Source organism: Synergistaceae bacterium (assembly GCA_031272035.1).
GTDB lineage: Bacteria > Synergistota > Synergistia > Synergistales > Aminobacteriaceae > JAISSA01.
The window spans coordinates 1-13,215 of the sequence record JAISUO010000005.1 but is presented as its reverse complement, the minus strand read 5'-3'; the positions used below and the strand labels follow the sequence as shown (position 1 = coordinate 13,215).

The 13,215-nt window shown below is 57.8% G+C and carries 8 protein-coding genes; all 8 read right to left on the bottom strand.

The window, feature by feature from the left end; all coding sequences use genetic code 11:
• Window positions 1–281: 281 nt before the first annotated feature.
• Window positions 282–671 carry a type II toxin-antitoxin system VapC family toxin gene (locus LBR61_00460; GenBank protein MDR1730544.1) on the bottom strand — a complete coding sequence of 130 codons (390 nt, stop codon included), beginning with the start codon at window positions 669–671 and terminating at the stop codon, window positions 282–284.
• Entirely contained in the window at window positions 668–946 is a 279-nt protein-coding gene (locus LBR61_00455; GenBank protein ID MDR1730543.1) for a type II toxin-antitoxin system RelB/DinJ family antitoxin, read from the bottom strand. The genes LBR61_00460 and LBR61_00455 overlap by 4 nt, the downstream gene beginning before the upstream one ends.
• A gap of 75 nt (window positions 947–1,021) precedes the next feature.
• Entirely contained in the window at window positions 1,022–1,579 is a 558-nt protein-coding gene (locus tag LBR61_00450) for a hypothetical protein (protein MDR1730542.1), read from the bottom strand.
• Window positions 1,580–1,634: 55 nt separating this feature from the next.
• Window positions 1,635–5,375, bottom strand: a complete 3,741-nt coding sequence (locus LBR61_00445) for a UvrD-helicase domain-containing protein (GenBank protein MDR1730541.1) — start codon at window positions 5,373–5,375, stop codon at window positions 1,635–1,637.
• Window positions 5,356–8,376: a PD-(D/E)XK nuclease family protein gene (locus tag LBR61_00440; GenBank protein ID MDR1730540.1), complete on the bottom strand. Its 3,021-nt coding sequence runs from the start codon at window positions 8,374–8,376 to the stop codon at window positions 5,356–5,358. The genes LBR61_00445 and LBR61_00440 overlap by 20 nt, the downstream gene beginning before the upstream one ends.
• A gap of 61 nt (window positions 8,377–8,437) precedes the next feature.
• A complete protein-coding gene (locus tag LBR61_00435; GenBank protein ID MDR1730539.1) occupies window positions 8,438–10,918 on the bottom strand; it encodes a response regulator in 2,481 nt (826 codons plus the stop codon).
• 35 nt (window positions 10,919–10,953) lie between these two features.
• Window positions 10,954–12,117 (bottom strand): FIST C-terminal domain-containing protein, encoded by a 1,164-nt coding sequence (locus LBR61_00430; protein ID MDR1730538.1) that lies wholly within the window; start codon window positions 12,115–12,117, stop codon window positions 10,954–10,956.
• Between the two features lie 228 nt (window positions 12,118–12,345).
• Window positions 12,346–13,215, bottom strand: an 870-nt coding sequence (locus tag LBR61_00425) for a hypothetical protein (protein MDR1730537.1), incomplete at its 5' end; no start/stop codon positions are given.

The window sequence follows — 13,215 nt, the reverse complement described above, 5'->3', positions numbered from 1 at the left end:
AAAAAATATTTTTAAAAACGATGTTTTACAATCATCTACGCCCTTTCGTTTCGGGACGGAAAGCGCACTAAAATGACTTATTTGGGTAAAGAGCCGGTAAAAATCGGTACGGTGTGAAAGCAACTGGAAGATCGAAAACGCCTCGAAGACTCCATCAGACACATCCGCGCGGATATTCGACTGCTGGAAAAAGCCATAAAACTGAAGTGAAACCGATATGCTTTCAATCGAGTGTTATAGACGCCGTTTGGAAATTTTTTTCGGGCAATTTCGTAATCGCGCTACCATACGCAGGGCACGCCGTATCGGGGAATGTTTCTGTCGGTTGTAACTATCGACATTCTCTCGGACTTTGCAGTCGCAACGAGCAATCTGTCAAAAGGGTCGCGATGTATAGGCGGCAGATCGGACAGGCTCTCCAAATGCGATTGAGCGATGGGAAGCACAGTCCATCCATTTGTCTCAATCATGGCGTAGAGATTTGTCACGCCGCCGTCGAAGTGGAGTTTGCCGAGGCTGCGTTTGATTGTGAACTCCCAAAGGGACGCTACGCTTATTACTATGCCGTTATCGGGATCGCTGTCCTCAATCACGCCCGCCGCCTTTTCAGACAACTGTTTCGAATCCTCAAAAAACCAGAGAACAGTATGAGTGTCGAGCAGGTATTTCATTCCATGTACTCTTTGAAGTCGTCAATCGGGGCGTCGAAGTCGTCGGAAACCCACATCTTTCCTTTCATGCTCCCGCGGCCGTAAGCGAGCGCCCTGCTTTTTTTCACGGAGGCCGGCTTTGCAGACAGAACAAACGGCAGGTCGCGCTCGCGCACCGTCTGGCGCAGGAACAGATTGATTGCCGTCGTCATGTCCAACCCAAGCGTTTCGAAAATCTGCTGGGCCTGCGCTTTGATGTCGCTGTCCGTGCGTATGTTGATATTTACTGTACTCATAACTACCACCTCCTGTAATTCTTATAGTATTACAATATGCGCAGAACCACAACATCATAAAATGTATCTCGGTTCTCAAAACTGTACGATCTTATCGTAACCCTTTGGGAGGTATTTGTAGGTCAGAACGTAAAGGGCGCTGCTGAGACGGTTGAGAAACTCGACAATGTCCGGACGCTCCACGCCGCTTCCCGTCTCGAAGGCGCGGCAGGCGGCAACCTCTGCCTCTCGCACCTGAGTTCTGAGGAGGTTCAGGCCCGAGGCCGTGTCTCCCATGCTGAAGTGGGGCCGGATGTGTCCGATCCCGTAGTATTTTTCGGGATAGTGGGAACGTTTATGCAGTTCTTCCGCGGAAAATCCCCACAGATCGGCTTTTTCGCAGGGTTTCTCTGTGACGTCGCAGATCAGGAGGTCCACCAGCCTCAACCGGACCGCTTCCAGCTCTTCCGCGGCCTCCGGACAGCCGTTTTTCAGAAAACGGATCTGAAGCTCCACAACCAGGGCGCACAGACTGTCGAGGCGTCCCCGAAACTCTATTCGAGAGTCGGCCTTGCTGACGAGGCTGCCAGCCGCAAGATGGGTGGTGTGCTCCTGTTTGGCCGATTTTTGCGTTTCCGTGTTTTGTTTTTCCATGTCCTTTCTGTTCCTTTCTTTTCCGTCCCTTTTGCATTTTATAGAGGTGTTGGGGTTATTTTTTTGTTTTGCCGCAGCCTTTTTTCCAGGGGCAGAAACGGCAGTGTTCCCGCCTTGGAATCCAGTCCCCCCGGACGGTGGTCTGAGCGGCGAGGCGAATATGTTCTTCCATTGTTGCCCAGTCGTCGTTTTTCGAGAAACGTCGGGCATCGCCGGAGCGGCCACCCTCTCGCAGGAAGACGAGCCCAACGTCGACGCCTTCGAAGGGAAGCCCCTGTTTTTTCGCCAGAAGTTTCACGACAAGCGCGTAAAAACCGAGCTGGGCACGGTAAAGCTCTGCCGGCGCGTTGTCCGACAGGGTGATCTTGTAATCTCTGACGAACCACTGGTTGCGGGAGTCTCGCCACAGGGCGTCGATCGCTCCCACGAGGTACAGATGGCCGGCGTCCCCGCCGATGGAAACGCAGAAGGGAGCTTCTCTGCGAAGGCTGCCGCTTCGAGCCGCCTCTGCAATGAGACGTCCCTCCTCGGATCGGGTCAGGTCCATGAGCCAGCTTCTCAGTGCTTCCCGATTTCTGGCGTTTCGCCAGGTGTCGCGCAAATCCGCCGGCAGGCGAAGGGGGGCGGCGGAATTGTCCAGCCATTTCTCCAGCCCCTTCGGGGTCAGATCCCATTCCGCCAGAATCCAATGGGCCAGGGTCCCCAGCCGGGATCCCCCTGGAACGTCTCCGGGTTCGTCGGGAGCCTCCCATCGCAGGTCCAGTCCCTGCCGATGCCGTCGCCGCCAGGCGAAGGGACACCATTCGAACAGAGCGTAGGAAGTGGCCGAGAGGCTGGAAAGGGAGATTTCTTCCGAGTCGGGCAGTGTCAGACGAGGGGAGGGGACATTCTGTTCAACTTTTTCGAAAGTTCTTATGGTAACGCCGGAGGACCGCGTTTTCCCCGTTTCTCCTTCTTCCTCATCCTCTGCCCAGACGAGGGGAGGGCCTTCGAGGTCCTGCCAGTCGCAGCCCTGCTCCCTTCCCAGCCAGTCGAGCGTGTGTTCCAGCCAGGTGTCCTGTTTCACCGATCGCTCGCCGTCTTTGTTTTCGGAAACGGCGCCGCAGAGAATCAAAGCGTCCCTGGCTCGGGTCGTCGCCACGTAAAAGAGGCGGGTGCTTTCCTCCAGTTCGCTTTGGGCCGAAAGCGCCCGTTCCTGCTTCAGGGAGCGGGGAAGTTCCTCCTCCGCCTCCATGCCGTCCGTGTTCCGCATCATGTCGGGGATGGCCGACAACACGACCCCCATTGTTTTGGAAGGGGCCAGAGTTGCGCTGTTTCCCTTGCCGCCGACGCCCCGATCCATGGCCATGACGGCCACCACGGGAAATTCGAGCCCCTTGGAGCTGTGGATCGTCAGCACGTGAACGGCGTCTGCGTCCGGATCCATCCAGGGCGCTTCCTCGGAGGTCTGCGCGTTGCGAAGGGCCGTGTCCAGCCATTGGGTGCAGCCGGCGAGGCTTGGAGAGACCCCGCTTTCGTATCCGGCAGCCATGGAAATCGCCTTGGTGACGTTGCTGACCACCCGAAGGCGCTGATCCCGTCTGAAGGCGGCGAGCCAGTTTCTGTTCTCCAGAAGGCTGGACAGCAGGGCGGAAGGCCCTCTCAGGTTTCCAAGACGCCGGAGATGCTCCAGCCGTTCCACAGCTTCGGGAAAACGTTCCTGAACCACGTCGAGCAGGGAAATTTCTCCCATTCGCGCGGTCGTGGCGTGAAGATTCAGGCAGGTCGTGGCATCGGAGCGGGAGACGCCGGAAAAAGGAGAGGAAAGCCAGCCCGCAAACGCCGTTTCGTCGGAGGGAAAGGCAGCCGCCCGCATGGTGTTGACCACGTCGGTGATTTCTCCCCGGGAAAAATAACTGGAGTTGCTCTCGAAGACGACGGGGATGTTCTCCTTGGTGAACATGTCTTCCAGAGTTTCATACTCCCCACGGGTCGGGGTCAGGATGGCGAAGTCCTTCCAGCTTACGGGGCGGAGAACCTCGTTGCGCCCGTCCCACACGGTACGTCCCTCCTCGATCCAGCGGGTAAAAATCCGAGCCAGATTCCGCGCCAGTCGCTTCCGGGTCTCGCGTGAACTCCGGCCCTGCCTGACGGCCAGAAGCAGGGTAAAGGGGGTGACGGTGGAGAGGTCGCGGTTGGGATGGGGGGCGGACGGGGGATCAAGGGGCTCGAACTTCAGACGGCTCATCCGCTCTCCCGCACCGAGGCCCTTTTCCCAGATGTGGGCGAAAAGGGAGTTGATCGGCCGCAGAAGCGACGAGCGGGTTCTGAAGCTGACGTTCAGGGTGATGTCGCTCCCCGAACTTCGGCTTTGCAGCACGGTATCGGCGAAAAGAGTCAGGTCGGCGTGGCGGAAGCGGTAGATGGCCTGTTTCGGATCGCCGACGACGAACAGTTTTGCCCCTTCCTTCGTCTGAAGGTCGCGAATCAGGGAGTTTTGCAGGGGATCCGTATCCTGAAATTCGTCGATCAAAATGTGTTTGAAGCCCTTTAGTCGTTCGTCCGCGCCGATGGAGGAGGCGGCAAAGCGAATCATGTCCGTGAAGGAAAGAAGGCTCCGGCGTCGCTTCATCCCGTCCCAGCTCTCCCAGGCCAGGGCGGAAAGACGCAGAAGCACGGCCCGCAGACGGCGTTCAGCTTCGGGCAGGGGAGCCTCCGGAGAAATTTTCGAAAGTTCCCGCCATTTTTTCTGGGCGTTTTTCCAGCTCGTGATGCTTTGTCCCAGGCGCTCGCCGATAGCTCCGAAGAGCGTCGACCTTCCTCCGGAGAGGTTTTCACACAGGTCCGTGTAAAACAGCCGTCGTCGTTCTATGGCTGTCGGGTCGTCGCCGGAAGCGTTTTCGTCGAGTCGCAGGTCTTTTCCCCATTTTTCCAGCAGCATCGCCAGAGCCAGAACCGGACTTTTTCCCTTTCCCGTGGCTTTACGGAGCACCGCGTCCCGTGCGTCCAGGATGTCGCCTCCAAATTCTCCGAAAACGGAGCGCCAGAGCTGCCAGGCTTCGTCCCAGCGGGGTTGCAGCAGGTCTCTCAGGGCGTTGGACATGGATTTTGCTCTGGGGTCGTCCTCTCTCTCGGCTCCTTTCGCCCATTCCGTCAGGGTTTGCCATGAGTGTCCCAGGCTGGAGTGCAGCTCCGTCACGTTGACAGCCAGGTTGCAAAGCGTGTCCGGCTGCCATTTCTCCAGAGCGGCGATCAGTATGGGGTCGCTCTCCAGCCTTTCCGCCGCGTCGAGAAGGTTTCTGCTGCCGCAGGAGGCCACAAAGGTTCTCAGGTCCAGTGCGTCCAGGGCCTGTTTCAGGTTTTCCCGGAATTTTTCTTTCTGGGGGTCGCTGATGACGGAAGAACGGGGGTCCACGTCGAGGGCGAGGCCGGACTCCCGGATGAGGCGCGCGGCGAAAGAGTGTATGGTGGAGATCCAGGTTTCGTCGAACCCCTCCTCCAGCGCCTGTCGCTCTTCCCGGGAGAAGTTTTCCGGAGACAGCAGCGGCATGAGAGCGAAGGCCCGTTTCCGTATGCGTTCCTGCATTTCTCTGGCCGCCGCCTCGGTGAAAGTCAGGGTCAGAATATTCTGCGGCAGACAGTCCGAATCCGAGAACAGCAAACGCGCGTAGCGGGTGGAGAGAACCCAGGTTTTTCCCGTCCCCGCTCCGGCGCCGACGGTGATCAGGGCGTCGTCGCAGGTCACGGCGCGAACCTGTCCCTCCGGAGTTCCCTCCGGCAGAAGAAGAGGCAGCCAGTCAGTTTTCCGTTCGCTCATTCCGTTCCTCCGTTTCAGGCTCGTCTTCCGACTCCATTTCCGATGAAGTTTCTCCCTGGGATTCGCCGCGCAGTTCACTCTTTCGGCAAATGCCTTTCATGTCGCAATAGCTGCAGGATTCCGCGTCAAAGAAGGGCTCGTACCGGCCCTCTCTGAGAATTGCGGCGGCGCATCGAAGGGCGGTTTCGGCCTCGGCGATCCGCTCTTCCGGAGAAACCGGCTTTGCCCTGGGGAGATAGCAGTCGGCGAGGCTTTGGGTCGCGAAGGTCCCCGCCAGAGCTCCGTCTTTGTGGCCGAGAAATCCCACTCCCGCCATTCTGTGGTCGGGAAACTGCCGGCCGTACATCAGGGCGTAGGCCGAAAGCTGAAGTCCGAAGCGAAACGCCTCCCGACCCTCCAAAAGCTCAGGAGGCAGCCAGGGCCGCTCGGTGAGACGGGGGAGGGATTTTTCGTAGGTTCCGCCTTTTCCGAGTTTATAGTCCAGAATGACGATTTGGCCTTCGTCCAGCATCTCCACCCGGTCGCATCTCCCGGAAAAGACGGCCCCGTCAATTTGGGCGGACAGGGAAAGCTCCTCTTCCATGTAGAGTATTTTATGTCTGATCCCCGACGCCTCAAGGCGATCCAGAATGTCCTGCTGCGTTTGGGCGAGTCGGGCCATGTAAAATTCAAGGTTTTTGAGCGTCCGCTTCAGCCGCCGGTCGGACAGGAAACGCGTGAAGCCGGCGTAATCTTCGTGAAGTTCCAGAGCCTTTCTCCATTCCTCCGCCGCGAGAACGGGCAGGGAAGGAGAAGCATCGGCCTCTTCTCCCCTGCGCCGCCAAATGTTCTGCCAGAGCCTGTGGGTCAGCGTTCCGGCCTCGGCGCTGTCCGAAAAGGCCGTCCGGCGTTCGTTCAGCCTCGCGGCGCGCCGGAGCCACCAGCGGAAGGGGCAGTCCAGCAGTTCATGAAGATCGCTGACGGACAGGCGGGGGCTTCCGGCCTCGGAGCGAACGGCGGGCTTTCCTCGTTCGACGGTTTTTGAGAAGGGGGCCTCGATGGCGGGAAAACAGGGCTTCCCGGGAGAGGGGGCCAGTTCGCCGATTCCAAGAGGCGGCGCTTCCATCAAATCCCATGTTTTCATATCCGTGAGAAATGTCTCCAGCAGCTGGGTTTTTCCTGCGGGGCGTTTGTCCTGATCCGTCTCGGAGCAGGATGCGATCGTGAGAGTCTCTCCCGTCCAGAGCAGCCTTCGAAAGAGGGCTTCTCTCTGCGCCCGCCGGTCGTGAGCGGAGGGAAGCCACGCGGAGGCGGCCCGCATCCGTTCCCGCTCTTCCGCGTCCAGCAGGGGAGAGGAGGGCTGTGTGCCGGGCCAGTGCTTCTGAGTGACATCGGTCATGATCCACACGGGATATGAGGCCAGAGTTGGAGGCGGCCCGAAGTGGAGTGCGACAGAGCCTCCGATTCCGGGACCCGGCTGTACCCGTGATTCCGAGCACCAGTTTTTCAGAAAATCGACGGCCTCCGTTCCCTTCAGGGTCACTTTGCCCGCCGGCCCAAGGTCGGGCTGAAGTTCGTGCAGGGCGAGACGTTTGGCTTCGACCTCCGCCAGAGATGCGGCGAGCTCTCTCAGGTCTTCGTCCAGGTCGGGGTCGTCGAACGTCCCTGCGGAGGTCGCGGCCTTCAGCCAGAGGCCCGGCGTCGTCAAAAAAGCGTGAAGCGCCGCGAAAATCCCCTCCGGCGCGGCGCCTTTTTCCAGCGCGCGGCAGAATTTCACCAGGGCCTTGAAGGCCTTCAGGGCCTGTCGGGCATTTTTCCGGGCCACGCCTTTTGAGGCGTTTATCCGGTATTCCAGCCAGCTTTCCCATCCCTTTACCCCACGTGGTCCGTCTGAGGCGGCGTCGTCCAAGGGAAATCCGGCGCCTGCCAGACAGGGATGCGCAAGAATCAGAGCCGTCTCCCAGGAGTCCAGCCCCTGAACCCAGGCCGTCCATATCGGAGTGAGAAGCGTCCCCGGAAGAACGTCGCTCATACTGCGTCCCTGAGCCAGAGTGAAGGGGATGCGATAGCGCCGCAGCGCCGATTCCACCTCCGGCCCCCGCTGTTCCGGAGTCATGATGGCTATGGCTCCGAAGCCTGGAAAGGGAGTTTGCGTCTCTGCCAGAAAACCCTCTCCCCCTCGCCAGAGAGCCAGAGAACGGGCGACGGCCTCCGGCTCAAGAGAAAAATCCAGGGTGCTCAGAAAGGCGATTTTGCCTGAAGGGGGAGACGTGGAAAAGGGTTGGAGGGGGGACAGCCTCTCGAACTGACTCTCGAATTGTATGGAGGCGTCCTGAAAATCCCGAAGCCCCGTTTCGGGCTTGAACAGCGTTACCTCCCGACAGACGGCGTCGATGCGCCGAACCAGAGCGAGCTGGGCGTGGGTGAAGGACAGGAAGCCGACGAACACGAAAACCTGCGACCGCCCCCAGTCCTCTCCGCAGAGCTCCAGAAGCTCCCGCGCCTTTTGGGGAATCTGGGCGCTGTCCATGAGCCGGTTCTGACGGAGATATTCGAGATAATTTCCGTAAAGGGCGGGCAGCACCCGTGAGATCGGGGCGTCGTCCCGAGCCGCGGCCTCCACCTGTTCCACGGAGATGTCCTCGTTGATCAGCTCGCGGATGTCGTCCGAGAGAACGTCGATGAAACCGGGACGTTTCAGGCCGGGCCAGCGTTTGGCCGGTTCGGGGTCTTCCTTCAGAAATTGCTCCACCACCTGCGCCAGAATCAGACGATGATCCGGCGGGTCGATCTGTCGCAGGCGCGGAAGTCCGGTGAAATCAATGAGGTTGTCGTACAAATCTCCCCAGTTCCAGAGAATTCCCCTTCGTTCCTCGCTCAGCCCGAATTCCTTCGACGCCGTTCGCGTCCTCCACCAGTCCCGATCCCGACGGGAAGGCACGATAAACCGCGTTTCCTCTCTCAGCGCCTCTCTCAGAGCGACGTCCAGATCGGACATCCTGTAGTACGGAACGATTCGCATCACCGGCAGCAAACCCCCTGAAAAAATTTTACAGGGTTAAGTATACCGTTTTTTGAGGGCCTTATTCCGTTTCTTTCAGCCAGGTCGTCAGATGGTTTATGATGTTCTCATATTCCAGCCCCGTCATCGCTTCTCGCAGCCGCGCTATCCGGTCTCCTTCGGAATCGTATTCGTAATTTTCCAACTTTTTCATGAGCTGTATCAGCTCGCTGGTATGGAAGTTTTCGGCGGCTTTTTTCATCTCTTCCAGCAGGGCCCGATCGGGTTTCGGGGCTCGCGGTTTTCCTTCTCCTTTAGCGTTTTTGTCCGCGGAGGTTCGGGACAAAAGGATTTTCAGTTTTTCGATCAGGGCGTCGGCGTCGGCCAGAAGTTTTCCGTTGCCCTTCAGGACGGCGGTCAAATCCCCGTTTTTAGCGGCGTATTCCAGATTTTCCGCGGTGAGGGCCAGAGCGTTGGCGCAAATTCCGGCGCTGCTTCCCTTCAGCCCGTGTACCGTCAGTCCGTAATCGGCCAGGCGGGTGGAATCCGCGTTCCGCAGCCGCTCCAGCAATCGGGGCATCTCCTCCACGTAAGTTCGCAGAACGTCCAGGTAGATCTTTTCGCTGCCGAAGCGATGAACTCCGGCTTCCAGGTCGACGCCCTCCACCCGCACATCTCTGGGAAGGCCGGGTTCCTTCGTTTCCCTCCGGACGGGCATTTCCCCGTACTGGGGCGTGACCCCGATCCATTGCGCGAGACATGCGTCAAGCTGGACGATATCGATGGGTTTTGAGATGTAGCCGTTGAAACCGAAGCCCAGAAATTTTTCCCTGTTTCCCTTCAGAGCGTTGGCCGTCAGCATGATGACGGGGACGTTCTTCGCATATTCCGAATTGGACTCCATGCGGATGATTCGAGTTGTTTCGAGGCCGTCCATTTCCGGCATCATGTGGTCCATAAACACCAGATCGTAACGGGGGGCCTCCCGTCGAATCGCCTCAATAGCCTCCCGTCCGCTGGAAACGCAGTCCACCTGCAGGTCGTAAGGCTGCAAAAGTCCCCTCATGACGTCCAGGTTCGTGGAGATGTCGTCCACCACCAGCACATGGCCCTTCCGGAGGCGGCTTCGCATGAACTGCCGGCTTTCGGTCCGCCGATTTCCCACGTATTGCAGATGTTTGAGCTTCTCCAGGGTATTGGCGTCAATCGGGGTTTCATCCACAATCTTCTGCTTCAGCGTGGCGGTGAAAAGACTTCCTTTTCCATATTCGCTTTCGACCTGAATGGTTCCTCCCATGAGCGAAACGAGGTTCTTCGTGATGGAGAGCCCCAGGCCGGTTCCCTCGATTTTGCGGTTGGCTCGCGCGTCCAGCTGGCCGTACTCCGTAAAAAGTTTGCCCAGGTCCCTCTTTTTTATCCCGATGCCCGTGTCGCTCACGGCGAAAATGAGCAGCGCATTTTCCGGATTTTTCCCTTCCGGATTTTTTTCCTCCGAAATTTTCTCCCAGGAGACGGAAAGCGTGACAAAACCCTCCTGAGTGTACTTGAACGCGTTGGAAAGCAGATTGTTCAAAACCTGAACGATGCGTATCTCATCGCCCCAGAAAACGGAGGGCAGGGAATTATCCGCCTCCAGGCGAAAAACGATCCTTTTGGACCCGATGCGCACGATGTTGAACTGAATGGCGTCGTTCAGAACGTCCAGAATTTTGTACTCCATCGGGACAAACTGGAATCCCCCCGCCTCAATCTTTGAAATGTCCAGAATATCGTTCACCAAATCCAACAGGTTCATGGCGGAAGCGTAAATCTTTTCCAGTTCCAGCTGGACGGAGTCCTTCAGATTTTGCTCCAGCAGAATATCCGTCAGGCCGATGATGGCGTTCAGGGACGTGCGAAACTCGTGACTCATGTTCGATAAAAACTGAGATTTTGCCATGGTGGCGTGTTCCGCCTCTTCGCGGGCGTGTTCCAGCTCGGTGACGTCGTTCAGCAGGAGCATGGCGCCCTCGTTTTCTCCGTCGGGGTTGGTCATGGGGGTCAGATAAAAGAGAAAATTGTGCTTCGTTCCACCGCTGTCCAGTTCTCCGGAGCGGGAAAGGGATTTGTTGAACATCATTGCCTCATTCAGGGCCTCGGAAAGAATCCTGATGATTTCCTCTGGACAGAAAAGCCTGAAAACGTCCTCCGCCTGGTTCCCGCTGACCTGCAGCACGTCGGAAATGTCGAAAGATTTCAGGAAGGAATCGCTGAAAAAGGCGACGCGTTTCGTTTTGTCGAAAAACAGAATGACGTTGGGGCTGTTGCTCAGGAGCAGCATCAAAAACCTGTCCCGCTCGCGCTGCGCCAGTGTGCGGGCGGCCACCTGATTGGCCTTGGCGTTGGCGTATATTTTTTCCTGCTCCACCGCCTGTTGCAAACGGTTAATTTCGCGGGCGCTTTTTCTGGCGTTTTTCTCCAGTTCGGCGATCCGCTGCCGCTGAAGTTCCATAATCGCCTGAGGGTCCTCGTTCTGGAGGTCCTGTAAAGGGGTGGTTTTGCCCTTCTGCTCCGTAGTTTCCATTATGATTCAAACGGGATTCAAAGACGTAATAAGGATTAAAAAACGCAGGCGGAGAAGCTGTAGTTATGCATCCGGTTGTGCAGCTTCCCGTTTTCGTCCCGCACAGGGCAGATTTCTCCGCCGCAGTAGCTCATAAGATGAGGGACTTTGTTTTCGCCGCTGCCGCCTGTCATCTTCGCGACGAGCTTCATTTCGTCGCCCTGATTTGGCGCCAGCATCACGTAACGGGTGACGCAGGGGAACAGAAAGGCGCCTCCGTGTCTGTTGCTTTGCAGTATCCGGCGAACGCTTTCCTCACCGGTGGAGATGATGCCCTCGACGGTGATTTCCCCGGTGGTGATGCGGGCGCCCTCCGGCATAGGTCCGCCGCACAGAAGACTGCCGTCCTCGTTGATGGTGTACACCCCCAGGGACACCGGTTCGGCATTACCCTCGTAGTACACCATGAAGGGCATCGAGGTGCTGGATTGTTTCACGAGATTGATTCCTATGTTCTCCAGATACTTCCAAGCGGGCTGATTGTTGATTTTTTTCAGAAGACAGCCGTCGGACTCGGTGATAACCCCCACGCTTTCCCGGATTTTTTGCCTGGGGATTGCGGTGAAGACAAACTCCGGGTTCACCGAACCCTGCAGCAGCAGCATTGCCAGTCCAGCCGGGCTGGCCACGCCGTTTCGGACGACGCAGCACTGCGTGTCGCCCACATCGACGCTTGTGGCCGCGCCGCCCCAAATGGGAATGCCTCCGCAGACGTCGTCAAGGGATTCCAGCATGATGGAGCCGCTCAAATACTTGAGGTAGGGAATGATCGTCATGAGCAGAGAGGGGTCTCCCGGCAGCTGCCCGCGGGCGGAAGCCCAGGCCCCGGCGATCTTTTCTCCGTAATCCGCGCTGCCCAGGGGCTCGGTCAGAACTGTGGAGAAGGACACCTCGTCGCTGGTCAAAACCGCCATGGACAGTCCGTACATGCTGTGCCCCTGCGCCGTGGCGTTGGCTATGGTGGTCATGCCGATAAAATCGAAAGGAAGCCGCTTCGACAGCTCGGCGACAAATCCCTCGTCGATGAAATCGAAATGACAGGCCAGAACTCCGGCAGAGTGTTTTTTCAGAGATTTGAGATTCAACTGTTCCAGAATTTCGTCGATACCTTTTTCCGGTTCATCAATTTCTGTGGTGTATGCCGTGGTCATTTGGATCATAAATTCTTCCTCCTCTCTAATACTCTCAAATTAAGAATACAATTGCTCTTCACAAGTTTTATCTGAAAATTTAACCTTGTTGAATGTCTGAGGAGCTCATAACATTATTATACCTTAATGCCCTGTATCATACGAACTGAAAAAGAAGGAGGGCGGCCCGCAGGCCGCCCTCTCGTTGCCGTTTCAGATTTCAGCGATACTTTGATGCTTTTTTGATTTTTCTTTCTTTCAGCGACGTTTCTTTCCCGTTCGCTTCAGAGTCAGGGCCGGAATCAGCGCCAGCGCCAGCAGGGCCGGCAAAATGCCCGCGTTGCACCCGCCGTGATGCTTTTTGCCGGTGTCGTCGTCGTCGATGATCACGTTCCTGTTGCCCGTGACGATCCAGGACCAGGTCACCGCCGGATCCAAATCCTGCGCCCAGTCAGTTCCGTCCGGCAGGCTCCACTCCACTCGGGGGATGCTCAGTTTTTGCAGCTCCGTCATGTCCTTCGCAATTCCCGTGATTCGCAGAACTCGGTTTCCGCTCACGCTCGTCGCAAGCTCGAAGGTCACGTGAGAGTAGCTTGACTGCGAATACGCACCGCCCAGATAAACGTGGATGTGGGTCGCGTTGGTCGGCGCGTCCTCCACAAGCGGCGCTTCCACCGTGAACGAAACCGTCCCGTCCTGATTCACGGGCTGGCTCAGGCTCCAGGTGCTCCCGTCCGGATTCACCAGCAGACCGCTCATGAACGTCGAGGGCTGAATCCTCACCCTGATCCGATAGACGGCGATGTTCGTTCCGTCAGCGGAAATCACCGTATATTCCACCACTTTGTTTCCGGAGAAGTCCTCCAGCGTCCCGCCCGCCGGCGAGACCGTCGCTCCATCGGAGGGCAGGGTGAAGATCAGGCCGATGTCCGACAGATCCAGCCCGTCTCCCTCGTCCGCCGGAATCGTCACGACCCAGGTTCCGTCGCTCTGGCGGCTGATGTCGCAGTCGTCGGCAATCACCGCTCCGCCTCCGTCAACCACCGTCACGGGGCCGTGGGTGATGTCCGCCGAGGAATCCCCGTCTCCCGACGGCTTCGGTTCCGGATCGGGCGAGGTGGGGTTGGG

Excerpts from the sequence above, each read along its gene's own strand:
- LBR61_00435 (MDR1730539.1), bottom strand. The coding sequence starts at position 10,918 with ATGGAAACTACGGAGCAGAAGGGCAAAACCACCCCTTTACAGGACCTC.
- LBR61_00460 (MDR1730544.1), bottom strand. The coding sequence starts at position 671 with ATGAAATACCTGCTCGACACTCATACTGTTCTCTGGTTTTTTGAGGAT.
- LBR61_00450 (MDR1730542.1), bottom strand. The coding sequence starts at position 1,579 with ATGGAAAAACAAAACACGGAAACGCAAAAATCGGCCAAACAGGAGCAC.
- LBR61_00445 (MDR1730541.1), bottom strand. The coding sequence starts at position 5,375 with ATGAGCGAACGGAAAACTGACTGGCTGCCTCTTCTTCTGCCGGAGGGA.
- LBR61_00455 (MDR1730543.1), bottom strand. The coding sequence starts at position 946 with ATGAGTACAGTAAATATCAACATACGCACGGACAGCGACATCAAAGCG.
- LBR61_00430 (MDR1730538.1), bottom strand. The coding sequence starts at position 12,117 with ATGATCCAAATGACCACGGCATACACCACAGAAATTGATGAACCGGAA.
- LBR61_00440 (MDR1730540.1), bottom strand. The coding sequence starts at position 8,376 with ATGCGAATCGTTCCGTACTACAGGATGTCCGATCTGGACGTCGCTCTG.